The following is a 24,518-nucleotide window of genomic DNA, read 5'->3' on the forward strand; positions in this document are numbered from 1 at the left end:
GTGACGCGCGACGCGTTTTCGCCCGGCGCCCGACCGGTCGGCGGACGTGCGCCGCGACCCACCTGCTTGAATCCGTCCGTGCCCACCACGTCCGACTGGCTCGCCGGCGCGCGCCCCCGCACCCTCCCCGCGGCGGTCGCGCCCGTCCTCGCCGGCACCGGCGTCGCGGCGTACGTCGACGAGCCGGTGTGGTGGAAGGCCGTCCTCGCTCTCGTGGTGAGCCTCGCGCTGCAGGTCGGCGTCAACTACGCCAACGACTACTCCGACGGCATCCGCGGCACCGACGACGACCGGGTGGGGCCGCTGCGCCTGGTCGGGTCGGGCACCGCGACGCCCGGTGCCGTGAAGCGGGCGGCGTTCCTCGCGTTCGGCGTCGCCGGGGTCGCCGGGCTGGTGCTCGCGGCGACCACCGCGTGGTGGCTGGTGGCGGTCGGCGCAGCCTGTGTCGTCGCCGCGTGGTTCTACACCGGCGGCTCCCACCCCTACGGCTACCTCGCGCTCGGCGAGGTGATGGTCTTCGTGTTCTTCGGGTTGGTGGCGGTGGTCGGCACGACGTACGTCCAGACGGGCACGTTCGAGGAGGCGGCGCTCTACGCGGCCGTCGGCATCGGCGCGCTGGCCTGCGCGATCCTCGTGGTCAACAACCTCCGCGACGTCCCGACCGACACCGTCGCCGGCAAGCGCACGCTCGCCGTCCGGCTCGGCGAGGAGCGGACCCGCGGGCTCTACCTCCTGCTGGTGGTCGCCGCCGCGGCCGCGGTCGTCGCCGTCGCCGCCGCCACGACCTGGACCGCGTTGCTCGGCCTGGGCTTCCTGGTCCTGGCCCTCCCCGCGCTGCGGACCGTCCTCACCGGCGCGACCGAGCGTGCCCTCGTGCCCGTGCTGCAGCAGACCGGCACCGCCGAGCTGGCGTGGTCGGTGCTCGTGGGCGTCCCGCTGCTCCTCGCCTGAGCGGAAACTCGCGCGACCCGTCCTGCCCCGCCGGGCTACGGTTGCTGATCGTGGACTACGACTTCGGCGAGCTCGACTTCGGCGACGACTCCGAGCCTGCGCGCGCCCGGCGTACGGGCTGGCTGCAGGCCGTCCAGTACGGCTTCCACGAGGGACGCCTCAGCGAGGAGTACGAGAAGCTCTGGCTCGAGCACGTCGAGGCCGACGGCGTCGTCTGCCGCGGCGCGTGGCTGCCCGCGGACGCGTTCGGAGCCGGACCGGTGCCCGTCGCGACGACGTCGTGGTTCGACAAGACGCTCAACGTGGGCCGCGAGATGCTGCCGCTGCGGATGATCACCGACGTCACGACCAGCGCCGCCCACCGTCGCCGGGGGCTCGTACGTCGGCTGATGGAGGACTGCCTCGCCGACGCGGCCGAGGCCGGGCTGCCGCTCGCAGCGCTCACGGTCTCGGAGGCCACCATCTACGGCCGCTGGGGGTTCGGCGCCGCCACCTTCGCCCAGGAGGCCACCCTCGACACGGGCCCGCGCTTCGGGCTGCGCGACCACACCGACCCGGGGCGGGTCGAGTTCTTCGACCCCCGCGACTCGTGGCCGATGATCCGCGACCACCTCGACCGGCTCCACGCCACCAGCCGCGGCTCGGTCGGCCTGCCCGCCTTCTACGAGCCGTTCCTCACCGGCGCCTGGAACTTCCGGGAGGCCGGCCCCGACAAGCAGCTGCGCGGGGTCGTGCACCTCGACGCCGACGAGCACGTCGACGGCCTCGTGCTCTACCGGCAGGACGGCCGCGACGAGCAGAACTGGCGCAAGGTCAAGGTCGTCGCCATGCTGGCCGACCACCCCACCACCCGACTCTCCCTGTGGGAGTTCCTCGGCGGCATCGACCTGGTCCGGACCGTCACCTGGGGCCTGATGCCGGCCGACGACCCGCTGCGGTGGGCGCTGCGCGACCTCAACGCGCTCAAGCTCGGCAGCAACGAGGAGTTCCTCTGGGTGCGCGTGCTCGACGTGCCGGTCGCGCTCGGAGCGCGGCCGTGGGCCGCCGACGGCGAGGTCGTGATCGAGGTGACCGACGCCCAGGGCCACGCCGCCGGGCGCTGGCTGGTCGCGACCGCGGGCGGGATCGCCAAGGTGGTGCCGACCGACCAGCCCGCCGAGCTCGCCCTGGACGCCGAGACCCTCGGCACGTTCCTGCTCGGTCCGGTCCCCGTCACCACGCTCCACCACGCTGGTCGGATCACCGGCGACGAGACCGCCGCGGCCCGGCTGGGAGCGATGGCCGACCTCGCGGAGCCGCCGTACAACCTGCTGGGTTTCTGAGTCCGGCGTACGCTGACCGCATGGGATGGCTGATCCTGCTCGTGCTCGTCGTCGGTGGCTACGTCGCGTGGAAGAACCGCGTGGCGATCATGGCGAAGGTGCTCGGACAGTCCGAGTCGCGGGTGCAGCGGCAGATCGAGCGCCGCAAGCGCTAGACGCCTAGTCGGCGTCCTCCTTCGACCGCTGCGCCTCGAAGGCCGCTGACGCACGCTCGGCGCGCGCCTGCACCTTGCGCGCGAAGGCGTCGCGCGAGCGGTCGAGGACGAAGTACGACGCGATCCCGGAGAGCACGAAGGCGACGACGACCGCCCACAGGATCGGGACCTGGTCGGCGACGAGCAGCCAGATGCCGACGACGGTGACCAGGGTGGCGACGAACAGCACGGCGCGCAGGGCCGTGTAGATCCAGAACTCCTTCACCCGATCAGGGTAGATCCGTGGGCGGCCGCGACCACCATCGACCTATCCTGACCGTGTGAAGTTCCTGCTGGTCGTGGTGCTCGTCGCCGTCGCGATCTACCTCACCATCCGGGTGATCGAGCGCCGTGGGGTCGCACCCCGGACCCCGCCGCGGCCGGTCGGCCCCGACGACGACCCCGACTTCCTACGAGGGCTCGACCGTCCCGACGACGACCGCTGAGGGCTGTGCGGCCGCACCCTCGGCGTAGGAGTGCTGGCTGGTCGTCGAGAAGAAGTTGATCCCGATGAAGTTGAACCACAGCGTCGCGAGGCCGAGCAGCGCCAGCAGCGCCGCGTTGCGTCCCTTCCACCCCGCGGTCGCACGGGCGTGGAGGTACGCCGCGTAGACGACCCACGTGATGAAGGCCCAGACCTCCTTGGGGTCCCAGTTCCAGTAGCTCGCCCAGGCCTCGTGCGCCCAGATCGGTCCCGTGATGAGGACCGCGAAGGTCCAGACCGGGAAGCCGAAGGCGTGCATCCGGTAGGACAGCCGGTCCAGCTCGGGGGCGGCGGGGACCCGGGCGAGGTAGCCACGGGACGCAGCCTCCGGGCGCCGGTCCTTGAGGAGGAAGAGGAGCGAGGCGATCCCGCCGAGGGTGAAGGCGCCGGTGGCGATGATGGCCGAGACCACGTGGATCACCAGCCACGGCGAGTAGAGCGCCTCGGTGAGGGGCGCGATCGGGGCGTAGAGCCAGATCACGGCCACCATCAGCAGCGTGAGCACCACCCCCACGACGATCGGCGCCATCCAGCCGAGCGAGAACCTGCGGTGGAGCAGCAGGTAGAGGGCGGCGACGACGAAGGTCCCGGAGAGCGTGAACTCGTACATGTTGCCCCACGGCACCCGGTTCGGGTCGGCCGCGAGGCCACGCGCCACGAGGGACAGCAGGTGGACGCCGGCCGCGATCAGCGTGAGCAGGAAGCCGAGCCGGGCGAACATGTCGCGGCGGCGGGTGACCTCCGGCTCGGGGCCGGTGTCGACCGCGACCGCGCCGGCGGGCCCGCCGGAGGCGACCGAGGCCGGCTCGGCGACCCGTCGCGCGGCCGCGTGCTCGACCAGGTGGGCGATCATCGCCAGGAAGTAGACGACACCAGCAGCGGCGACCGCCTGGTTGCTGAGCGCTTCCCACGCAGCGTCGGTCACGATGACTCCTTCTGCTCGTCCGTCTCGACGGGCTCGTCCCGGAGGGCGGTCACGACGCGGTCCAGGACGGCACCTGCGTCGCCGTTGCCGGAGCGGTCGAGGACCGCCACCTCGACCAGTGTGCCCGCCCCGCCCTCACGCGCACGAACCCAGACGCGTCGCGGACGGATGTAGAGCGAGCCGAGCAGCCCGACCAGCGCCAGCACCACGCCTGCGAGGGCGACCAGCTTGCCGGGGGTCTGGCTGATGGTGATCTTGTTCCAACGCTCGAGCCCGTCGAAGCTCACGGTGCCGAGCCCGTCGGGCAGCTCCACCGACTCACCCATCGGCAGGTCGACCCGGAACGGCTTCCCCTCGTCGTCGAGCACCGGCTCGACGCCGTCCTTGTCGAGGGCGTAGACCGACTGCGGGGCGCCGGTGTCCATGCCGAGGTCGCCGGCGTAGACGAGCATCGAGATCGCGGGGTTCTCCGCCCTCCCGAAGATCGAGAAGGGTCCGGTCTCGTCGGTGAAGGCGTACGTCGGGTAGAACCACCCCTCCAGCCCGATCTGGGTCGGACGCGCGTCGGGCGCCTTGACCACACCGATCGACTGGAAGGACTGGTCCTCGGGCAGGAAGACGGTCGGCCCGCTGTAGACCACGTCGCCGTTGCCGTCGCGCACCGTGATGACCGGGGCGTAGCCGTGGCCGATCAGGAAGACCTCGGTGTCACCGATCGACAACGGGTGGTTGACGCGCAGGTCGTACTCCTGCGGCTCCCCGTCACCCTCCTGGTAGGTCACGTGCGAGACGAACTTGCGTGCCTGGCCCGCGGCGGGACCGTCCGCGACCCACTCGACGTCGAAGTCGTCGACGTCGAGGTAGAAGTCGTCGAGGTCGTCGACGCCGAAGAGCGAGCCGGGGTCGAAGTCGTCGTACTGGGTGAGGTTGTTGGACATGCCGTTGCCGACGACCAGGATCACGCCGCCCTGGTAGCCGAACAGGCCGCCCATCGCGAAGCCGACGAGCACCACGAGCACCGAGACGTGGAACAGCAGGTTGCCGGCCTCGCGGAGGTAGCCGCGCTCGGCGGAGACCGAGTCGTCCCGGTCGACGACGCGGTAGCCGCGCAGCGAGGCGCGGGCCCGGTCGAGGACCTCGGCCGGCGTCGCCGTCGTCGTGTACGCCGTGTGGTCGGGCAGCCGGTCCAGGTTGCGCGGTGTGGCCGGTGGCTGCGCGCGCAGCGCCTTCGCGTAGACGACGATCCGCGGGATGAAGCAGCCGACGAGGGAGATCATCAGCAGCAGGTAGATGGCGGCGAACCACGGCGAGGAGTAGACGTCGAAGAGGCCGAGCCGCTCGTAGACCGGCGTCAGCGTCGGGTGGTCGTCCTGCCAGCGGGAGGTCTTGATCGAGTCGACCCCCTGCTGCGGGATCACCGACCCGGGGATCGCGGCGAGGGCCAGCAGGAGCAGCAGCACCAGCGCGGTCCGCATGGAGGTGAGCTGCCGCCACGACCAGCGCAGCAGCTCGGTGAAGGTGAGCTCGCCGGAGCGACGCTCGCGGGTGGGACGAGCCATCACACGCTCGTCTCGAAGCTGCTGACGAAGCGCAGCTGGATCCAGGTGACCAGGTCGCCCCACCAGCCCGTGACGAGCAGGACGCCGACGGCCACCAGCATCAGGCCGCCCGCGCGGGTCACCCACTGCTGGTGGCGACGGATCCAGCCGAACGCGCCGAGCGCGCGCCGGTAGGCCAGGCCGGCGATCACGAACGGCAGGCCGAGCCCCAGCGCGTAGCAGGCGGAGAGCAGCGCACCCCGGCCCGCGGTGGCCTCGTTGATGGACAGCGTCGTGATCACGCCCAGGGTCGGGCCGATGCACGGCGTCCAGCCGAGGCCGAAGAGCAGCCCGAGCAGCGGTGCGGCGGCCAGCCCGACCGCAGGGACGCGGTGGAGGCGCCAGTCACGCTGCAGCCACGGCACCAGCCCGGCGAAGGCGAGGCCGAGCAGGATCGTGACCACCCCGAGGACGACGGTGATCTCGCGCTGCCAGGTGACCAGCCAGCTGCCGAGCGCACCCGACAGCGTGCCGAGCGCGACGAAGACGGTCGAGAAGCCCAGCACGAACAGCAGCGACCCGGCCAGCATCCGGCCGCGCTTGGCCTCCTCCAGATCGGCGCCCGAGAGCCCGGTGGCGTAGGAGAGGTAGCCCGGCAGCAACGGGATCACGCACGGCGAGAAGAAGGACACCAGGCCGGCGACGAGCGCGACCGGGATGGCGAGGGCGAGGGAGCCGGAGGCGGCCGTGCTGGAGAACCAGTCAGCCATCGACGTTCCCGTCGGCGACGTCGCGGGTGAGCTCGACCAAGGTGGTGCGGGAGGGCAGCTCGCCGATGATGCTCGCGGCGACCCGGCCGTCGGCGTCGAGGATGACGAAGCTCGGGATCGAGTTCGGCGTCAGGACGCCCCGGAACGGCAGCATCGCCTTGCCGTCGGGTGAGTAGAAGGACGGGTACGGCACCTCGAAGGTCCGCTCGAAGGCCTGCGCCTGCGCCTGGTTGGAGTCGCGGATGTTGAGGCCCACGAACTGCGCGGCGTCGCCGACCTCCTCGGCCGCCGCGACGACGTCGGGCGCCTCCGCGCGACAGGGCGCGCACCAGGAGCCCCAGACGACCACGACCACCGGCTTGCCCCGGAGCTCCTCGAGGGAGAGCCGCTCACCGGCGAGGTCCTCGCCCTCGAGCTCGAGCGGCTCGGCCCGCTGGTCGACGGCCAGCCGGGTGACCTGCCCCTCCCCGCTGACGAAGCCCTGGTCGCCGGTGCCCTGCAACGACGAGCAGCCCGTCAGCAGAAGCAGACAGGCGAGGGGAAGCAGGAGGGCGCGGCGCACGGTCAGGGACGCTGCTCCTCGGCAGCTCCGCCGGCGGAGAAGGGGGCCTTCTTGTCGCGGGTCGGGATCAGGTCGCCCGCGGGCTCGGAGTAGGTGACCTTGTGGAGCCGGTCGTCCTCGAAGTGGAGGCTGGTGAGCGAGCAGAGCGTGCACTGGCGGCTGCGCGGGTTGTGCAGGAACGACCTCTGCTCGGCGTGCAGCCGGGTGATCCAGATCGGCAGCTGGTGGGAGACGACGACCGCCTCGTGGCCGCGAGCGGCGTCACGGGCGTCGTGGACGGCGGCCATCATCCGCTCGACGACGTCGACGTACGGCTCGCCCCACGAGGGCTTGAAGGGGTTCCAGAGGTGGCGCCAGGCGCTGGGACGGCGCAGCGGCCGCGCTCCGGCGCCGAAGCCCTCGCCCTCGAAGACGTTGGTGGACTCGATGACCCGCTCGTCGACGGTGATCTCGAGGCCGCGCGCCTCGGCCAGCGGCAGGGCCGTCTCGCGCGCCCGCTCCAGCGGGGAGGCGACGAGGTGGGTGATGTCGCGGTCACCGACCGTCTCGGCGACCTTGTGCGCCATCTGCCGGCCGAGGTCGGAGAGGTGGAAGCCACCCATCCGCCCGTAGAGAACGCCGTCGGGGTTGTGGACCTCGCCGTGGCGCATCAGGTGGACGATCGTCTGCTCGCTCATGCAGGCACCGCCTCGGCCGCGGCGCGGGCGGCCGCCGGCAGCGCGTCGAGCACCGTCTGCACCGCCCGGTCGTCGTGGGCGGCCGAGAGGAACCACGCCTCGTACGCCGACGGCGGGAGGTAGACGCCCCGGTCGAGCATCGCGCGGAAGAACGCCGCGAAGGCCGCGGTGTCCTGGCGGGAGGCGTCGGCGAAGTCGCGGACCGGGGAGTCGGTGAAGAACACGGAGAACATGGTGCCGGTCGCCTGCACCACGTGGGGCACGCCGGCAGCGGCGAGCGCGTCGGTCGCGGCGGCCTTGATCGTCTCGCCCGCCTTGGTGAGGTGCTCGTAGACGCCGTCGTCGGCCAGCCGGAGCGTGGTCAGCCCCGCAGTGGTGGCGATCGGGTTCCCCGACAGCGTGCCGGCCTGGTAGACCGGCCCCTCCGGCGCGAGCCGGGCCATGACGTCGGCACGGCCGCCGAACGCCGCGGCGGGGAAGCCGCCACCCATCACCTTGCCGAAGGTCATCAGGTCGGGACGCCAGCCCTCGACCGCGCCGTCGAGACCCCACTGCCCCTGCCTGCTGGCCCGGAAGCCGGTCATCACCTCGTCGGAGACGAAGAGCGCCCCGTGCTCGGCGCAGGTCCGGGCGAGGAACTCGTTGAAGCCGGGCTCGGGCGCGACCACGCCCATGTTGCCCGGGGCCGCCTCCGTGACCAGGCACGCGATCCGGTCGCCGTGCTCGACGAAGGCCGCCGTGACTGCCTCCCGGTCGTGGTAGGGCAGCACGATCGTCAGGGCCGTCGCCGACTCGGGGACGCCGGGGGTGCCGGGGACCGCCAGGGTGGCCAGGCCGGAGCCCGCCGAGGCGAGCAGCGCGTCGACGTGGCCGTGGTAGCAGCCGGCGAACTTCACGACCAGGTCGCGGCCGGTGAAGCCGCGCGCGAGCCGGATCGCCGACATGGTGGCCTCGGTGCCGGAGGAGACGAAGCGGACCGAGTCGACCGGCGTCCGGGCCACGATCTCCTCGGCGAGCTCCACCTCGGGCTCGGTCGGCGCGCCGTAGGAGGTGCCGCGGGAGACCGCCTCGGCGACCGTCGCCTGCACCTCGGGGTGCGCGTGGCCGAGCAGCATCGGGCCCCACGAGCAGATCAGGTCGACGTACTCGTTGCCGTCGACGTCGGTCAGCCACGCCCCGCGCGCGGAGCGGATGAACCGCGGGTCACCGCCCACGGCGTTGAAGGCGCGGACCGGCGAGTTCACGCCCCCCGGCGTGACCGCGCGGGCACGCCGGAACAGGTCCTCGGAGCGGTCGGTGGAGGCACTCACCCCGCCATTGTGACCGAGCGGGCCAGCGAGGACCGGATCGGGGACGGGCGCCTGCGACCTTGGTCACACTGCGCGCCCGGCGTAACCTGCCAGTAACCGTGTCGTTTGTCCCTTCGTCCCCGTGCTGGAGGGAGCACGAGCCAGGGACGAGCAGCGACCCAAGGGGAGCAACCACCGATGTCCGACCCACGATTCGGCCGATTCCAGAAGGCCACGGCCCTGCTGCCGCTGGCCATGCTGTCCGCGGCGGTGACGGCCTCGCTGGCAGGGGTGGGACCCACGACCGCGGTGGCCGAGACCGAGCCGGTCTCCGCCCTCCCCGACGGCAGCTCGGTCCCCGCCGAGGCGATCGAGGCACCGGCGAGCCTCTCCGAGCCCGGGGTCGTCGCGCCGGGCGTCCAGGGGCGACCCGACCGGGCCGTCGCCACCGCGACCACGTCCGGCATCCCGGCCGCCGCGCTGGCGGCCTACCAGCGGGCAGAGACGGTCATCAACGCCGCCGACCGGTCCTGCCGCATCTCCTGGCAGCTGATCGCCGCCATCGGCCGCGTGGAGTCCGACCACGGCCGCTACGGCGGCAACGTGCTCGACGACGACGGCCGGGCGACGCCGGGCATCTACGGCATCGCCCTCAACGGTCGCAACGACACGCAGGCCATCTCCGACACAGACGCCGGCCAGTACGACGACGACGCTCGGTGGGACCGCGCGGTCGGCCCGATGCAGTTCATCCCCTCGACCTGGTCGGTCGTCGGGGTCGACGGTGACAACGACGGCACGCGCGACCCGCAGGACATCGACGACGCCGCGCTCGCGAGCGCCGTCTACCTCTGCTCCGGCAACGACGACCTCTCGACCACGCCCGGCCAGCGCGCCGCCGTCTTCCGCTACAACCACAGCGACGACTACGTCGACCTCGTGCTGTCGTTCATGAACGCCTACCTCGACGGCGACTTCACCTCCGTGCCCAACAGCACGAGCAGCAGCGCCGGCTACTTCTCGCCCGCCCCCGAGCCGGTCCGCCCCGAGGGCGGCCGCAACGACGGGCCGAAGCCCCCGGCCACGCCCCCCAGCAGCGGCGGCGGCGGGACCGGCGGCGGTGGCACCGGAGGTGGCGGCGGTGGCGAGGAGACGCCGACCGGCCCGATCGAGCAGCCCGGCGGGAACACCGGCGGCGGCGGTGGCGGCGGAGGCGGCGGTGGCGTCCCGAACCTGCCCGAGCCCCCCGACCTGCCCCCGGTCGAGGACGTGCTCACCCAGGCCGAGGCAACCACCCAGTGCCTCGCCCAGCTCGGCGTCGACAGCGTCGCGAGCCTCAACCCGCTCCAGCTGCTCGACTTCAACTCCTGCATGGACGAGCTCGGCTTCTGAGCAGCGGCGCTCGGCTCCATCTGAGACGAGTTCCGGCCAACCATGGTCCCCCGGGCCGGTCGTGACGTAGCCTGCCGAGTGAAGCGTGCGGGTGTCGGAGCCACGGTGGTTCCGGACCCGTTCGCACAACGGGGAGAACACCACCGCATGTCCGCACGACGACCGAGCCGCCACCACGCCATCGTGCTGGTGCCGGCCACCATGCTGTCGATGGTCGCGAGCGCCCCCTGGGGCGGCGCCGCGGCCCCCACCGCCAGGCCCATCGAGGTCCCGGCACCGCTGCCCGAGCCGGCGGTCCCGACACAGTCCCTCGAGGCGCCGGCGAGCGTGGCCGACCGCGGCGTGGTCGCACGGCACGCCCGTCAGGGCATCGACCGCGCCATCGCCGGGGCGTCCACGTCGGGCATCCCCGTCGCCGCGCTGGCGGCCTACCAGCGGGCCGAGACGGTCATCAACGCCGCCGACAAGTCCTGCAACCTGACGTGGCAGCTGATCGCCGCCGTCGGCCGCGTGGAGTCCGACCACGGCCGCTACGGCGGCAACCGGCTCGACGCCGAGGGCGTCGCCCGGCCCGGCATCTTCGGGATCCCGCTCGACGGCACCAACGACACCGCGGTGATCCGCGACACCGACGCCGGCCAGTACGACGACGACGACCGCTGGGACCGCGCGGTCGGCCCGATGCAGTTCATCCCCTCGACCTGGTCGGTCGTGGGGGTCGACGGCGACGCCGACGGAACGCGCGACCCGCAGGACATCGACGACGCCGCGCTGGCCACCGCGGTCTACCTCTGCTCCGGCAACGACGACCTCTCCCGCGAGGTCGACCAGCGCTCCGCGATCTACCGCTACAACCACAGCCACCACTACGTGTCCCTCGTGCTCTCGCTGATGGAGGCCTACCTCGAGGGTGACTACGACTCGGTGCCCGACACCGCCAGCTTCTCCGGCACCTTCGTGCCCTCGCGCAGCGCCGTCGGTTCGGTGGGTCGCACCACCACGGTCCGCGGCCGGTCGGCCGGGGGTCGCCAGCAGGAGATCGTCGACGAGCTGGACCACGAGCTGGCCGGGTCCGGCGGCGGCAGGGGGCCGCTCGGCTCCGAGATCGTGCCCGAGCCCGAGGCGCCGGCCACCGAGGAGCCCGACGACGACGGCACCACGACGCCGACGCCCGAGCCGGAGCCGACGCCCGAGCCGGAGCCGACGCCCGAGCCGGAGCCGACGCCCGAGCCCGAGCCCGAGCCGACGCCCGAGCCGGAGCCGACGCCCGAGCCCACCCCGACGCCCGAGGAGCTCGCGACCGCGGAGTGCCTCACGACCGTGGGCGCCACGGCCGAGCAGCTCCCGGACCTGGAGGCCCTCGGCCTGCTCGTCGACTTCACCACCTGCATGACGGGACTCGGCTTCCCCGAGTGAACGACCCGGGCCGCGCCCGGGTTCAGCGCAGCAGGCGGGCGGCCTCGGCGGCCCAGTAGGTCAGGATCACGTCGGCTCCGGCACGCCGGATCGAGGTGAGGGTCTCCAGGATGGCCGCCTCGCGGTCGATCCAGCCGTGGGCGGCGGCCGCCTCGACCATGGCGTACTCACCGGAGATGTTGTAGGCCGCCACCGGGACCTCGACGGCCTCGCGGACCGCCCGCACCACGTCGAGGTAGGCGAGCGCCGGCTTGACCATCACGATGTCGGCGCCCTCGGCCACGTCGAGCCGGGCCTCACGGACGCCCTCCCGGGCGTTGGCGAAGTCCTGCTGGTAGGTCCGGCGGTCGCCCTGCAGGCTGGAGTCGACGGCCTCGCGGAAGGGGCCGAAGAAGGCGGAGGCGTACTTCGCGGAGTACGCGAGGATCGACACGTCGGTGTGCTCCGCGGAATCGAGGGCCTCGCGGACCACGCGCACCTGGCCGTCCATCATCCCGCTGGGACCCACCATGTCGACGCCCGCGTGGGCCTGGGCCCGCGCCATCTCGGCGTACACGGCCAGGGTCTTGTCGTTGTCGACCTGCCCGTCGTTGCCGAGCAGGCCGCAGTGGCCGTGGTCGGTGAACTCGTCGACGCACAGGTCACTCATCACCGTCAGCGCGTCCCCGACCTCGGCCACGACGTCGGTGATGGCGAGGTTGAGGACCCCCGAGGGATCGATCGCACCCGAGCCGGTCGCGTCCTTGAAGTCGGGGATCCCGAAGAGCATGACGCCACCGAGGCCGAGCTCGGCCGCCTCGCTGACCGCCGCGAGGAGGCTGGAGCGGGAGTGCTGGACCACGCCGGGCATCGACGAGATCGGGTAGGGCTCGGCGAGCCCCTCACGGACGAAGAGCGGCAGCACCAGCTGGCGCGGCTGCACGGCCGTCTCCGCGACCATCCGGCGCAGGGCCGGGGTGGTGCGGAGACGCCGCGGCCGTACGACGGGCCCGGTGACCGGGTCCGGTCCGAGCACGCCGTCGTGGCTCACTTGGCCCGTGCCCTCCGCCGCGTCGCCGGCTTGCGCTCCGACGGCTTGGTCACGGGCTGGCCGGCCTCCACCATCGCGGCCCGCCGGGTGGCACCGAAGTCGGCGAGCGCGTCGACGAGCACCTCGACGTCCGGCTTGGGCGCCAGCACGTCGACCCGCAGGCCGTGCTCCTCGGCCGTCTTGGCGGTCGCCGGCCCGATCACCGCGATCACGGTGGAGGGGTGCGGCTTGCCGGCGATGCCGACCAGGTTGCGGACCGTCGAGGAGGAGGTGAAGACCACCGCGTCGAACTTGCCGGTCTTGATGGCGTCGCGGGTCGGCGCCGGCGGCGGGGTGGCCCGCACCGTGCGGTAGGCCGTGACGTCGTCGCACTCCCAGCCCAGGTCGATCAGGCCGGCGACGAGGTTCTCGGTGGCGATGTCGGCCCGCGGGAGGAAGACCCGGTTGATGGGGTCCAGCACCTCGTCGTAGGGAGGCCAGTCGGCGAGCAGGCCCGCAGCCGACTGCTCGCCCGAGGGGACGAGGTCGGCGCGCAGGCCCCACGAGGCGATCGCCTGGGCGGTCTTGTCGCCCACTGCGGCGATCTTGAGGCCGGAGAAGGCACGCGCGTCGAGGCCGTACTCCTCGAACTTCTCGCGCACCGCCTTGACTGCGTTGACGGAGGTGAAGGCGATCCACTCGTAGCGGCCCTCGACCAGGCCGCGGACGGCCTTGTCCATCTGCTGCGGGTTGCGGGGAGGCTCGACGGAGATCGTCGGCACCTCCTCGGGAACCGCGCCGTAGCCGCGCAGCCGCGAGGTCAGCGAGCCGGCCTGCTCCTTGGTGCGGGGCACCAGGACCCGCCAGCCGAACAGCGGCTTGGTCTCGAACCACGACAGCGTCTCGCGCAGGTCGACCACGTCGCCGACGACGGTGACCGCGGGCGGCTCCATCCGGGCGGCGCGGGCGTCGGCCGCGATGTCGGCGAGCGTGGAGCACACGGTGGCCTGCTCGGTGGTGGTGCCGACCCGGGTCATCGCGACGGGGGTCGTGGCCGGCCGACCGGCCGCGACCAGCGCCTGCGCGACCTCGCCGATGGTGCCGACCGCCGAGAGCAGCACGAGCGTGCGGTCGTCGGCGTAGCGGCTCCAGTCGACGGAGCCGCCGCAGGTGACGACGGTGACGTCGCGGTTCTGCTTGGTGGTCAGCGGGATGCCGGCGTACGCCGGGACCGCGCCGACGCTGGACACGCCCGGGACGATCTCGAAGCCGACGTCGGCCTTGACGCAGGCCTGCGCCTCCTCGGGGCCGGAGGCGTAGAGGAACGGGTCGCCGACCATCAGTCGCACCACGCGGTGCTTCTTCGCGTGCCGGACGACCACCTTGGCCCGGGCGGCGTGGGTCAGCGGCTGGCCGTCCTCGCCGAAGCCGCCGTCGACGAACCTCGGCCCGACGGGCTCGGTCGCCTCCGGGTCCTCGGCGGGGAGCCCGAGGAGGGCCCTCACCATCGGCTCGTGGTCGGGGACCTCCGTGACGATCACCTCGGCCTGGCGCAGCAGGTCGACGGCACGGACCGTGAGCAGGTCCGGGTCACCGGGTCCACTGCCCACGAACGACACCCACCCGGTGGCGGGAGAGGTGGCCTGGGAGCTGGACGTGGTCTTGCCTCGCGTCATGCGTTCTGCCTCTTCGCTGGTGCTGCTGTGAGTTCGGCCGCTCCGTCGGCGAGCATCTCGCCCGCCAGACGGCTGCCGACGCCGGCGGCGTCGGCCGGGGCTCCCGAGGCGGACATCCGCACCGAGAGGCCTCCGTCGTGGGAGAGGGCCACGGCCCTCACCCACAGCTCGTCCCCGTCCTCACCCTCGACCACCTCGGCCAGGGCTCCGATCGGAGCCGAGCAGCCACCCTCGAGGGTGGCGAGCACGGCACGCTCGGCGTCGACCGCCGCGCGTGAGTGGGGGTCCTCGAGGGCGGCCAGGGCGGCCACCAGCTCGAGGTCGTCGCTGCGGCACTCGACCGCGAGAGCGCCCTGGCCGGGGGCCGGGAGCATCTGCAGCGGGTCGAGCACCTCGGTGGCCTCGTCGACCCGCCCGAGGCGGGCCAGCCCGGCGCGCGCGAGCAGGACGGCGTCGTACGACCCGGCCTGGACCTTGCCGACGCGGGTGTCCACGTTGCCCCGGATGCCGGTGACCTCGAGCCCGAGCCCCAGCGCATGGAGCTGGGCGGCGCGGCGCGGGGACCCGGTGCCGACCCGGGAGCCGACGGGGAGCTCGCCCAGGGTCAGCCCGTCCCGGGCGACGACGACGTCGCGGGGGTCCTCGCGGGTCGGGACAGCGGCCAGGGTGATGCCCTCGCAGGGTGCAGTGGGCAGGTCCTTGAGCGAGTGGACGGCGAGGTCGATCCGGCCGTCGAGCAGCGCCTCGCGCAGCGCGCTGACGAAGACTCCGGTGCCGCCCAGCTGCGCCAGCGGGGCGCTGGAGCGGTCACCCTCGGTCGAGATCTCGACGAGCTCGACGTCGCGGCCCAGGCGGTCGCGGACCAGGTCGGCGACCAGCCGCGACTGGGTGGTCGCGAGGGCGGAGGCACGGGTGCCGAGACGCAGCGCGGTCACTGGATCGCCTCCCCGGAGGCGCGGGTGACGGCGTCGACGGCCTCGGGGTCGAGGGCGAAGAGCTCGGCGAGCGCGGTCGCGTAGGAGACGGCGCCGGACTCGTTGGCCAGCTCCTTGACCCGCACGGTCGGCTGGTGGAGCAGCTTGTCGGCGACGCGGCGCAGCGTGTGGAGCACCTCGGCCCGGGCCGCGTCGTCGAGGTCGGGCAGCCGGGCCGCGAGCCGGAACATCTCGGCCTCGACCACGTCGGTGGCCATCGAGCGCAGCGCCACCACGGTGGGCGTCACGCTGGACTGCCGGCGGGCACTGAGGAAGGCCGTCACCTCCTCGCCCACGATCCGGCGCACCTCGTCGACCTCGCGGCCGGCATCGGTGTCGCGCAGCTCCTCGGCGAGGTCGGCGAGCCCGATCAGGTGGACGCCGGGCAGCTCGGCGGCTGCCGGCTCGACGTCGTGGGGCAGGGCCAGGTCGGCGATCGCGAGGGGGTGCTGGTGGGGACGTGCCGCGTGCAGCTGGGCGGCGCTGACCAGGACCCCGGCCGCGCCTGTGCAGGTCACCAGCAGGTCGGCCCGCGCCAGCTCCTCGTCGATGTCCTCCAGCGCTGCGTGGCGGACGCCGTGCTCGGCGGCGACCCGCTCGGCGTTGCCGGCGGTCCGGTTGAGGACCACGACGTCGCTCGCGCCGCCCCGGGCGACCGTGGCGGTCGCGAGGCCGGCCATCGCGCCGGCGCCGAGGACGACGACCCGTCGCCCGGCGACACCGTCGGGCAGGACCCGCTCGACCGCGGCCGAGACGAGCGTGGGGGCTGCGGAGTCGATGCCGGTCTCGGCCCGGGCCCGCTTGCCGACGCGCAGCGCCTGCTGGAACAGCACGTTGAGGGCGGGACCCACGCTGCCGTGCTCCTGGCCGCCGCGCAGCGCGGCGCGGGTCTGGCCCAGGATCTGGCCCTCGCCGACGGCCATCGAGTCCAGGCCGGCGGTGACGTGGAACAGGTGGGAGACCGCACCGTCCTCGTAGTGGACGTAGAGGTGCGGCAGCATCGCCTCGGTCGACTCGCCGGCGCGCTCGACGAGCAGCCGCGACAGGTCCTCGACGCTGCCGTGGAAGCGGTCGACCTCGGCGTACACCTCGAGCCGGTTGCAGGTGGCGATCACGGCCGTCTCGGCGACCGTCGCGCAGGCCTGGGCGTCGGCCAGCAGCTTGGCGACGCCGTCGGCGTCGAGGGCGACGCGCTCGAGCAGCGAGACGGGGGCCGACTTGTGGGAGATCCCGACGACGAGGACGCTCACGACGCCTCCTCGTCGTGCGCCGCCTTGCGCTGCTCGTGGTAGGCGAGGATCTGGAGCTCGATCGAGAGGTCGACCTTGCGGACGTCGATGCCCTCGCCGACGGCCAGCACGGTCGGGGCGAAGTTGAGGATGCTGGTGATGCCCGCGGCCACCATCCGGTCGGCGACGGCCTGCGCGGCGGCGGCCGGCGTCGCGATCACGCCGATGGCCACGCCCTGCTCGCCGACGATCGCCTCGAGGTCGTCGAAGGGCCGGACGTCGACGCCGGCGACGACCTCGTCCTGCCGCTCGGGGTCGGCGTCGAGCAGCGCGACCACCCGGAAGCCGCGGCTGCGGAAGCCGGAGTAGTTGGCGAGGGCGTGGCCGAGGTTGCCGATGCCGACGATGACGACCGGCCAGTCCTGCGTCACGCCGATCTCGCGGGCGATCTGGTAGCGGAGGTAGTTGACGTCGTAGCCGACCCCGCGGGTGCCGTAGCTGCCGAGGTAGGAGAGGTCCTTGCGCAGCTTGGCGCTGTTGACGCCGGCGGCACGGGCGAGCTCCTCGCTGGAGCAGGTCGTCGTGCCGGCCTCGGCGAGCGTGATCAGGGCGCGGAGGTAGACCGGCAGACGGGCGACCGTGGCCTCGGGGATGTCCCGGGCGCTCTCGGTGGAAGTCCTGGCCGTCACTGCTCCACTTTCCAGCCGCCGGGCAAACGGGCCTCGGGAACCCGGGAGTGACCCGGCGGCCCGATCAATGTAGGAGTTTGTGAACGGGGGAACAAATCGGACGGGCTCCTCGGCTAGCACACGTGAGGATTCGCACATCCACCGGGTTGCGAGGCCTCCGTCGTCACCCCAGCAGGGCGGTCCGCAGCCTGGTCTCGTCCACGCGCCAGAAGTCGTGCTGGCGCCCGTCGACCAGGGTCACCGGGATCTCCTCGCCGTAGCGGTCCTGCAACGCGGGATCGGTGTCGATGTCGACCTCGTCCCAGGTCTCGCCGAGGTCGGCGCACACCCGCGCGACGACCTCGCGGGCGGCCTCGCACAGGTGGCAGCCGTCCCGGACGTAGAGCCGTACGCGCGGCGTCACTCCAGCAGCCCCAACCGTCGGCGCCGCTCGAAGCCCCGCAGCCGGCCCTTCTGGACCTTCCCGGTGACCGTCAGCGGCAGCTCGTCGACCACCACGACCCGGGTCGGCTGCTTGAAGCGGGCCAGGCGCTCCTCGCAGCGGGCGCGTACGGCGGCCTCCACCGCGACCGGGTCGGCGCCTGGCGCGGAGACGTAGGCGACCACGGCCTCCCCCGTCCCGGGGTCCTCGACGCCGATCACCGCCGCGTCGGTGACGCCGGCGACCTCGCGGACGACGTCCTCGACCTCGACGGGGTAGACGTTGAAGCCGGAGACGATCACGAGCTCCTTGACGCGGTCGACGAGGAAGAGGTCGCCGCTGGCGTCGAGGAAGCCGACGTCGCCGGTGCGCCACCAGCCCTCGGCGTCGGGTCCGCCGGCGCCGTCGGGCCAGTAGCCGCTGAAGAGGTTGGCACCGCGGATCTCGATCTCGCCCGGGTCCTCGCCCTCGGGGGCGTGGCCGCGGCCGTCGACGAGCCGGATCTCGATCCCGGGGAGCGCAGCGCCGACCGACCCTGCCTGGTGGACCTGTGAGCACAGCGTGCTCGTGACGACCGGCGCGGCCTCGGTGAGGCCGTAGCCCTGGTGGAGCGGGATGCCGGTGCGCGCCGTGAAGTCCTCGACCACCTCGGCCGCGAGCGGCGCCGAGCCGGAGAGCACCAGCCGGACCGGGCCGAGCCGCTCCCTGAGCGCGGGCTCGTCGGCCCACTGCGTGAAGACCGCCGGCGCGACCGGGACCACGCTGCACGCCTCGTCGTCGATCAGGTCCAGCGTGCCCTGAGGCTCGAACCGCTCGGCCAGCACCAGCTTGCAGCGGTGCCGCAGCACCCCGCCGAGGACCGCGTTGAGGCCGTACACGTGGAAGAGCGGCAGCACGCCGAGGACGACGTCGTCGCCGTGCATCATCGGCGGCTCGACCTCGGCGACCTGCTCGACGTTGGCCAGCAGCGCCCGGTGGGTCAGCATCGCCGCCCGGGGACGTCCCGACGTCCCGCTGGTGTAGAGGAGCACGGCCAGCTTCTCGGGGTCGGGCAGCGGCGGCACCGGCCGCGGCTCGGCCGCGCGGAGGACGTCCAGGCCGACCTCGCCGTCGCCGGGTTCCTCGCCGACGGTCACGACCCGCGTCGGGACCGCCCGCGCCACCAGGTCGTCGTCGAGGTCGGTGGTCTCCCCCGCGCGAGCCCGTACGAGCAGCGCCACCGCCTCACGTACGCCGGGAAGGGTGCTCGCGTCCGCCACGACCAGTCGGGCGCCGCAGTCGGCGAGCATCCGCGCCAGCTCCCCCGTCGTGGAGGCCGGGTTGACCGGCACCGCGACGACCTGCGCCCGCAGCACCCCGAGGTAGCAGGTGACCAGCTCGATCCGGTTGCCGAGCACGATCACGACCCGCTGCCCGGCGACCACCCCGGCCTCACCGAGACCGGTGGCGATGCGGGCCACCTCGTCCTCGAGACCGGACCACGTCAGCCGACGACCGCCGGCCTCGACGACGGCCAGCGCGTCGGGCCGGTCACGGGCCGCCGAGGCCACCAGCTGCGCGACGTCGGGCTCGACAGGCATGGGCGCGATCCTCGCACACGGCCGAGGCCCGCGCCGGGCGTCTACGATGCCCGCATGACGCCCGAGCGGCAGCGACGACCGCTGAACCTCCAGCAGCGGTCCGCCCTCGCCGGTGAGGCCGCCGCGTCCGCCGCCGAGGTCGAGACGGCCCTGAGCACCCCCGCCGACCCCGACTCCGCCGCGTTCTTCGACGTCGACAACACCGTCATGCAGGGCGCGAGCATCTTCCACCTCGCGCGGGGCCTGCACCGCCGGGAGTTCTTCACCACGCGCGAGATCCTCGGGGCGGCCTGGAAGCAGGCGTACTTCCGTGTGGTCGGGGTGGAGGACCCCGAGCACGTCGCCGACGCCCGCAACTCGGCCCTGGGTTTCATCGCGGGCCACACCGTCACCGAGCTCGAGGAGCTGGGCGAGGTGATCTTCGACGAGGCGATGGCCCACCGGATCTGGCCCGGGACCCGTGCCCTGGCCCAGCTGCACCTCGACCAGGGCCAGCGGGTCTGGCTGGTCACCGCCGCCCCGATCGAGATCGCCCAGATCATCGCCCGCCGGCTCGGCCTCACCGGCGCGATGGGAACCGTCGCCGAGCACGTCGACGGCGTCTACACCGGCCGGCTGGTCGGCGACATGCTGCACGGACCGGCCAAGGGTGAGGCGATCAAGGCCCTCGCGGCCAGGGAGGGTCTCGACCTGGCCCGCTGCTCGGCGTACTCCGACTCCTACAACGACCTGCCGATGCTCTCGCTGGTCGGCGACCCCTGCGCCATCAACCCCGACGCCCGGCTGCGCTCCCACGCGAAGGCTGCAGGCTGGCGGGTCCGCGACTACCGGACCGGTCGCAAGGCCGCCCGGACCGGCCTCGTCCTCGGCGCGGCCGCCGGCGCCGTGAGCGGCGCGGTCGCCGCCGGCGTCGCCCTCCGCCGCCGCCACTGACTCCCACCGATCCGCGGGTCCAGCGGACACGCCGGGCCGGGCGCGGGACCATGGTGTGGCACGGGTCACGATTTGCGCCGGAAGGGTTCCCCCTCCCGGTGGACGTCCCTAGCATGGCGGTGGCTTCAGGGGAAGCTGACCGGGAGGGTCATCATCAACACGCAACGGCGTCGTGGTGACGTCGGGCGCGGCTTGGATCTGCTCCGCGCCACCGTCGCCGCGATCATTCTCGAGCAGCGTGCGGCGGCACTCGTCGGCGCTCCGGCACCCTGCCCTCCCGGCTGGCTGCTGAGCGAGGCGACGGTCTCCCCCGGTCCCGGGAAGCCCTCCGGCACCGGCTCCGGCGGGACGTACGGCGACGCCGACCTGGCCGCGTCCTCGGAGGAGGACGAGGCCGAGCGGAGCCGGCTGATCGCTCTCGTGGACCTCGCCCGGTCGGGCGACAAGGAGGCCTTCGGGCTGCTCTACGACCACTACCACCCGTCGGTGCACCGCTTCCTCTACTACCGCACCCGCTCACAGCAGCTGGCCGAGGACCTGACCTCCGAGACGTTCTTCCGCGCGCTGCGGTCGATGAACGGCTTCCGTTGGCAGGGCAAGGACTTCGGCGCCTGGCTGATGACGATCGCCCGCAACCTCTGCACCGACCACTTCAAGGCCGGGCGCACCCGCCTCGAGATGACGACCGAGGACATGGGCACCCACGACGCCCCGACCGAGGGGCCCGAGAACGCCGTCCTCGCCTCGCTCACCAACGAGATGCTGATGGAGGCGCTCACCCAGCTCCCCGACGAGCAGCGCGACTGCCTGGTCATGCGGTTCCTGCAGGGCCTGAGCATCGCGGAGACCGCCCAGGTGCTCGACCGCTCCGACGGTGCCGTGAAGCAGCTCCAGCTGCGCGGCGTGCGCAACCTCGCCAAGCTGATGCCCGAGGGGGTGCGCGACTGATGCACACCCCCACGACGCTGTCCATGTCAGGTGGCCCACAGGCCGTAACCCCGCCGGTCGGCGGGTCGTTGAGGTCGGTGTCGCGGGGAGCCCTCCCCGTGACCACGACCGCCGCAGACGACAAGACAGGATTCCGCCGATGACGTCGGTGTTCGCGTCCCGACGACGCGCCGAGGAGTTCGACTCCCTGGTGGAGGCCCCCGACGGGCCCGCGTCGCGTGATGCCCGCTACGCGGAGTTCCTCGGGATCGTCGAGGGGCTGCGCGGAGTCCCTGCGTCGCCCGAGCCTCGCCCGGAGTTCGTCCGCGGGCTGCGCGAGGAGCTGATGGCCGCGGCCGACACGCTGCTGCTGCCCGCCGACACCGCGCGCCTGACGCTGCCGCCCCGCAGCACCACCCGCGACCGGAGGCTGGCGGCCGCGATCGGCGGCTTCGCCGTCGTCGGCGCCACGGCGTCGATGGCGGTCGCCTCCCAGAGCGCTCTGCCGGGCGAGATGCTCTACCCGCTCAAGCGCGCCATCGAGGACGCCCGGACCGGCATCGCCAGCGACCGCGACTCGCAGGCCACCCAGATGCTCGACCATGCGACCGGTCGCCTCGACGAGGTCGCGGCGCTCAGCGAGAGCGCGGACGGCGCGGACGCCGACGCGATCGCGACGACGTTGGTCGACTTCACCGAGCAGGCCACCGCGGCGTCGGAGCTGCTGCTCGAGGAGTACGAGCAGAACGGGCAGGAGAGCTCGATCCGGGAGCTCCGCGACTTCACCTCCACCAGCATGGACACCCTCGAGGTCCTCGAGCGGACCGTTCCCGACACTGCCCGCGACGAGCTCATCGCCGCAGCCGAGGCGGTCAGCCGGATCGACGCGCGCGCCGAGGAGCTCTGCCCGTCCTGCGGCGGCGCCGGGATCGACCAGATCCCGCCGGTGCTGCTGGCCAGCGGCGCCGTGGACGACCCCGGGACGCTCGTCATCCCGCGGGCGACGCCCCCACGCGAGGGCCGGGAGGGACGCCGCGGCGGTGACGGATCCGGGTCCGGGCCCGACGACAACCCGTTGACCCCGGTGGTGACGGCTCCGGGTGGCGGCCGCACCGGCGGCGGGACCGACACCGGTCCGCTGGACGCGCTCACCGATCCCCTCAATGGCTCCGACCCCACGGCGTCCAACCCCGGTGGCCCGCTCGGCGCCGTGCGCGACGGCCTGAAGGAGGCCGGCGACAAGGTGAAGGAGACGGTGGACGACACCGTCGGCAACACCGTGGACGACGCCACGGAGCAGCTCGACGACACCGTCGACGACCTCACCGACCCGCTCACGGGCGACTGAGCAGCCCCGACGCTCAGGCCTTCGGCGGGCTCCCGCGGAAGACCGACTCCCGCTGCATGAGCAGCGTGTAGAGCGTCTGCTGGATCGTCTCCCGGACCTGGTCGGTCACGTTGAAGACCAGCATCGGGTCGTCGGCCGCGCCCTCGTCGTAGTCGTCGGTGCGGATCGGCTCCCCGAACTCCAGCAGCCACTTCGAGGGGAGCGGCACCAGGCCCAGCGGGCCCAGCCACGGGAAGAACGGCGTGACCGGGATGTAGGGCATCCCCAGCAGCCGGGCCAGCGACGGCACGTTGCCGACCAGCGGATAGATCTCCTCCGCCCCGACGACCGACAGCGGGACGATCGGTACGCCGGTGCGCAGCGCGGCCGACACGAAGCCGCCCCGGCCGAAGCGCTGCAGCTTGTAGCGGTCGGAGTACGGCTTTCCGATGCCCTTGAAGCCCTCGGGCCACACCCCGACCAGCTCGCCGCCGGCCAGCATCCGCTCGGCGTCCTCGGTGCAGGCCAGCGTGGCACCGCTGCGACGGGCCATCGAGCTGATGACCGGCAGCTCGAAGACCAGGTCCGCACCGAGCGGCCGCAGGTGGCGGCCGGTCACGTCGTGGATCGAGACCATCGTCATCAGGCCGTCGACGGGGACCGTGCCGGAGTGGTTGGAGACGACGAGCGCGCCGCCGTCGGCGGGGATGTTGTCGGCGCCCCGGACCTCGATCCGGAACCACTTCCGCGCGATCGGTCGCAGCGCGGCCATGAGGAACCGCTGGGTCACCTCGGGGTCGAAGCCGTACTCGTCCACGACGTAGTCGCCGGTGACGCGCCGCCGGAGGAAGGCGAGGAAGCGAGCCAGCTGCGGCTCCCACTCGTCACCGAAGAGCTCCTGGGCGGCGTGCCGGAACGCCGAGAGCCAGTCGCCGGCGGGGATGCCTGCCAGGGGTCCGCGGTCTCGCGTCGTGACGGGAGGGACCGCGCGGGGCGGGGCCGCGGCGGCTGCGCTCGGTGTCGTCGCGTCGGGCTCGTCGGCCGGGGGCTCCGGCGGCCGGGCAGGACGCGTGCCCGGGGCGAGGTTGCGGGCCGCGGCCGAGGGCCGGGCGCTGCCCGTGCCGCGGCCGGGGCGACCCCGGGTGCCGATCGGGATGATCTCGGCGTCACCCACGGTCGGCTCCTGCCTGCTCGAGAGGACGCGGGGCGGGCTCGACGAGACGGGCGACCTGGTCGATCAGCCGGGTGGTCCGCCCACCCGTGGGGCTCAGCGCCGCCGCGAAGTCGGCGAAGGCCTCCGCCGTCGTGAACCGGGGGTGGAAGTCGAGCTCCTCGCGCATCCGCGTGGTGTCGATCCCCCGGCCGAAGGTGAGGAAGCCGATCTGCTCCGGGGAGAACTCCGCGACCCGGGCCTGCCGCAGCGCCGAGCCGACGTTGCCGACGGCGAAGCCCGGCAGCCGCACACTGGGGCGCTGCAGCCGGCGTACGGCCTGCGACAGCATCAGGATGCCGTCACCGGCGACGTTGAAGGTGCCGGGGCGCCCCTCGAGGGCGGCGTGCTGCAGGACGTCGATCAGGTCCTCCTCGTGGAGGAACTGCATCCGCGGGTCGTGACCGAGCACGGTCGGGATCACCGGGAGCCGGAAGTAGGAGGTGATCGGGCTCGTGACGTGGGGGCCCAGGACGTTGGCGCACCGCAGCAGGGTCACCTCGACGTCGGGGCGCCGGCGCGCGAACCCGCGGACGTAGCCCTCGACCTCGGCCGCGTCCTTGGCGTAGCCCGAACGGGGCTGCCTGCGCGGTTCCATGTCCTCGGTGAACATCGCGGGGTCGCGACTGCTCGCTCCGTAGACGGTCGACGTCGACTTGACGACCAGCCGCTGCAGGCCGGGGGCCTGCTGCGCGGCGGCGAGGAGCTGCATCGTCCCGATGACGTTGAGCTCCTTCATGGTGTGCCGGCTGCCGGTGGTGCCGGGAGTCGAGATCACACTCATGTGGACGACCGTGTCGACGTCCTCCTTGGCGATCACCTTGGCGATCACCGGGTTGCGGATGTCGGCGCGGACGAAGGAGACCTCGCCGATGTCACCGCGCGGCGGCACCACGTCGACCCCGATCACCCGCGCCACCCCGGGGGCGTCGCTGAGCGCGCGGGCGCACCGCCGCCCCAGGTCGCGGGAGACCCCCGTGACCAGGACGACCCTGCCGGGATCGCTCGTCGGGCGACTCATGG

Annotated in this window: 25 protein-coding genes; 9 read left to right on the top strand and 16 right to left on the bottom strand. The window is 73.1% G+C overall.

Annotation, left to right across the window (positions count from 1 at the left end):
• Window positions 1-78 precede the first annotated feature (78 nt).
• The 3 genes from EXE57_RS09660 to EXE57_RS20350 are packed head-to-tail and all read left to right on the top strand — an operon-like array spanning window position 79 to window position 2,428.
• Complete coding sequence (locus EXE57_RS09660) at window positions 79-951, top strand: 1,4-dihydroxy-2-naphthoate polyprenyltransferase (protein WP_135076931.1); 873 nt, start codon at window positions 79-81, stop codon at window positions 949-951.
• A gap of 50 nt (window positions 952-1,001) precedes the next feature.
• Window positions 1,002-2,273: a GNAT family N-acetyltransferase gene (locus EXE57_RS09665; RefSeq protein WP_167305867.1), complete on the top strand. Its 1,272-nt coding sequence runs from the start codon at window positions 1,002-1,004 to the stop codon at window positions 2,271-2,273.
• Between the two features lie 20 nt (window positions 2,274-2,293).
• Window positions 2,294-2,428, top strand: coding sequence for a hypothetical protein (locus tag EXE57_RS20350; protein WP_279633120.1), 135 nt, complete (start codon window positions 2,294-2,296; stop codon window positions 2,426-2,428).
• Window positions 2,429-2,432: 4 nt separating this feature from the next.
• Here EXE57_RS20350 and EXE57_RS09670 read toward each other — a convergent pair whose 3' ends face one another.
• Window positions 2,433-2,693 (bottom strand): DUF4229 domain-containing protein, encoded by a 261-nt coding sequence (locus EXE57_RS09670; RefSeq protein ID WP_135076937.1) that lies wholly within the window; start codon window positions 2,691-2,693, stop codon window positions 2,433-2,435.
• A 55-nt stretch (window positions 2,694-2,748) separates the two neighbouring features.
• Here EXE57_RS09670 and EXE57_RS19725 point away from each other — a divergent pair, with 55 nt between their 5' ends.
• Complete coding sequence (locus EXE57_RS19725) at window positions 2,749-2,913, top strand: hypothetical protein (RefSeq protein ID WP_167305868.1); 165 nt, start codon at window positions 2,749-2,751, stop codon at window positions 2,911-2,913.
• Here the strand turns inward: EXE57_RS19725 and ccsB are convergent.
• Genes ccsB through hemL form a run of 6 tightly spaced genes read right to left on the bottom strand, consistent with a single transcriptional unit; the run spans window position 2,878 to window position 8,733 of the window.
• Window positions 2,878-3,876 (bottom strand): c-type cytochrome biogenesis protein CcsB, encoded by a 999-nt coding sequence (gene ccsB, locus EXE57_RS09675; RefSeq protein WP_135076940.1) that lies wholly within the window; start codon window positions 3,874-3,876, stop codon window positions 2,878-2,880. The two genes, EXE57_RS19725 and ccsB, sit on opposite strands and share 36 nt — an antisense overlap.
• The gene (gene resB, locus EXE57_RS09680; protein ID WP_135076943.1) at window positions 3,873-5,435 is read right to left on the bottom strand and encodes a cytochrome c biogenesis protein ResB; all 1,563 of its coding nucleotides are present in this window, start codon (window positions 5,433-5,435) and stop codon (window positions 3,873-3,875) included. The genes ccsB and resB overlap by 4 nt, the downstream gene beginning before the upstream one ends.
• On the bottom strand, window positions 5,435-6,184 hold the full coding sequence (locus EXE57_RS09685) for a cytochrome c biogenesis CcdA family protein (RefSeq protein ID WP_135076946.1): 750 nt from the start codon (window positions 6,182-6,184) through the stop codon (window positions 5,435-5,437). The genes resB and EXE57_RS09685 overlap by 1 nt, the downstream gene beginning before the upstream one ends.
• Window positions 6,177-6,746 carry a TlpA family protein disulfide reductase gene (locus EXE57_RS09690; RefSeq protein ID WP_135076949.1) on the bottom strand — a complete coding sequence of 190 codons (570 nt, stop codon included), beginning with the start codon at window positions 6,744-6,746 and terminating at the stop codon, window positions 6,177-6,179. The genes EXE57_RS09685 and EXE57_RS09690 overlap by 8 nt, the downstream gene beginning before the upstream one ends.
• Window positions 6,747-6,748: 2 nt before the next feature.
• Complete coding sequence (locus tag EXE57_RS09695) at window positions 6,749-7,423, bottom strand: histidine phosphatase family protein (RefSeq protein ID WP_135076952.1); 675 nt, start codon at window positions 7,421-7,423, stop codon at window positions 6,749-6,751.
• Complete coding sequence (gene hemL, locus EXE57_RS09700) at window positions 7,420-8,733, bottom strand: glutamate-1-semialdehyde 2,1-aminomutase (RefSeq protein ID WP_135076955.1); 1,314 nt, start codon at window positions 8,731-8,733, stop codon at window positions 7,420-7,422. Before hemL ends, EXE57_RS09695 begins: the two co-directional genes overlap by 4 nt.
• 177 nt (window positions 8,734-8,910) lie before the next feature.
• Here hemL and EXE57_RS20355 point away from each other — a divergent pair, with 177 nt between their 5' ends.
• Both EXE57_RS20355 and EXE57_RS20360 read left to right on the top strand, forming a co-directional pair.
• A complete protein-coding gene (locus EXE57_RS20355; protein ID WP_135076958.1) occupies window positions 8,911-10,104 on the top strand; it encodes a lytic transglycosylase domain-containing protein in 1,194 nt (397 codons plus the stop codon).
• A 147-nt stretch (window positions 10,105-10,251) separates the two neighbouring features.
• Complete coding sequence (locus tag EXE57_RS20360; protein ID WP_279633121.1) at window positions 10,252-11,520, top strand: lytic transglycosylase domain-containing protein; 1,269 nt, start codon at window positions 10,252-10,254, stop codon at window positions 11,518-11,520.
• A gap of 22 nt (window positions 11,521-11,542) precedes the next feature.
• Here EXE57_RS20360 and hemB read toward each other — a convergent pair whose 3' ends face one another.
• The 7 genes from hemB to EXE57_RS09750 form a co-directional block, all read right to left on the bottom strand.
• On the bottom strand, window positions 11,543-12,460 hold the full coding sequence (gene hemB, locus EXE57_RS09720; protein ID WP_244247083.1) for a porphobilinogen synthase: 918 nt from the start codon (window positions 12,458-12,460) through the stop codon (window positions 11,543-11,545).
• 86 nt (window positions 12,461-12,546) lie between these two features.
• On the bottom strand, window positions 12,547-14,205 hold the full coding sequence (locus tag EXE57_RS09725) for a bifunctional uroporphyrinogen-III C-methyltransferase/uroporphyrinogen-III synthase (protein WP_135076961.1): 1,659 nt from the start codon (window positions 14,203-14,205) through the stop codon (window positions 12,547-12,549).
• A complete protein-coding gene (gene hemC, locus EXE57_RS09730; RefSeq protein WP_135076964.1) occupies window positions 14,202-15,140 on the bottom strand; it encodes a hydroxymethylbilane synthase in 939 nt (312 codons plus the stop codon). Before hemC ends, EXE57_RS09725 begins: the two co-directional genes overlap by 4 nt.
• Window positions 15,137-16,429, bottom strand: coding sequence for a glutamyl-tRNA reductase (locus EXE57_RS09735; RefSeq protein WP_135076967.1), 1,293 nt, complete (start codon window positions 16,427-16,429; stop codon window positions 15,137-15,139). The genes hemC and EXE57_RS09735 overlap by 4 nt, the downstream gene beginning before the upstream one ends.
• Complete coding sequence (locus tag EXE57_RS09740) at window positions 16,426-17,097, bottom strand: redox-sensing transcriptional repressor Rex (RefSeq protein WP_244246772.1); 672 nt, start codon at window positions 17,095-17,097, stop codon at window positions 16,426-16,428. Before EXE57_RS09740 ends, EXE57_RS09735 begins: the two co-directional genes overlap by 4 nt.
• Before the next feature lie 163 nt (window positions 17,098-17,260).
• Window positions 17,261-17,500, bottom strand: coding sequence for a glutaredoxin family protein (locus EXE57_RS09745; protein ID WP_135076970.1), 240 nt, complete (start codon window positions 17,498-17,500; stop codon window positions 17,261-17,263).
• Entirely contained in the window at window positions 17,497-19,098 is a 1,602-nt protein-coding gene (locus EXE57_RS09750; protein WP_135076973.1) for a class I adenylate-forming enzyme family protein, read from the bottom strand. The genes EXE57_RS09745 and EXE57_RS09750 overlap by 4 nt, the downstream gene beginning before the upstream one ends.
• Window positions 19,099-19,152: 54 nt before the next feature.
• Here EXE57_RS09750 and EXE57_RS09755 point away from each other — a divergent pair, with 54 nt between their 5' ends.
• The 3 genes from EXE57_RS09755 to EXE57_RS09765 all read left to right on the top strand — a co-directional run bounded on the left by EXE57_RS09755 (window position 19,153) and on the right by EXE57_RS09765 (window position 22,306).
• Window positions 19,153-20,031: an HAD family hydrolase gene (locus EXE57_RS09755; RefSeq protein WP_135076976.1), complete on the top strand. Its 879-nt coding sequence runs from the start codon at window positions 19,153-19,155 to the stop codon at window positions 20,029-20,031.
• 192 nt (window positions 20,032-20,223) lie between these two features.
• A complete protein-coding gene (locus tag EXE57_RS09760) occupies window positions 20,224-20,979 on the top strand; it encodes a sigma-70 family RNA polymerase sigma factor (protein WP_244246773.1) in 756 nt (251 codons plus the stop codon).
• Window positions 20,980-21,118: 139 nt separating this feature from the next.
• On the top strand, window positions 21,119-22,306 hold the full coding sequence (locus tag EXE57_RS09765) for a DUF5667 domain-containing protein (RefSeq protein ID WP_135076979.1): 1,188 nt from the start codon (window positions 21,119-21,121) through the stop codon (window positions 22,304-22,306).
• Window positions 22,307-22,319: 13 nt separating this feature from the next.
• On the opposite strand, the gene EXE57_RS09770 is transcribed toward EXE57_RS09765, so the two are convergent.
• Window positions 22,320-23,459 carry a lysophospholipid acyltransferase family protein gene (locus tag EXE57_RS09770; protein WP_135076982.1) on the bottom strand — a complete coding sequence of 380 codons (1,140 nt, stop codon included), beginning with the start codon at window positions 23,457-23,459 and terminating at the stop codon, window positions 22,320-22,322.
• A complete protein-coding gene (locus tag EXE57_RS09775; RefSeq protein WP_135076985.1) occupies window positions 23,452-24,516 on the bottom strand; it encodes an NAD-dependent epimerase/dehydratase family protein in 1,065 nt (354 codons plus the stop codon). Before EXE57_RS09775 ends, EXE57_RS09770 begins: the two co-directional genes overlap by 8 nt.
• Window positions 24,517-24,518 lie beyond the last annotated feature (2 nt).

This window comes from Nocardioides euryhalodurans (assembly GCF_004564375.1).
Taxonomy (GTDB): Bacteria; Actinomycetota; Actinomycetes; order Propionibacteriales; family Nocardioidaceae; genus Nocardioides; species Nocardioides euryhalodurans.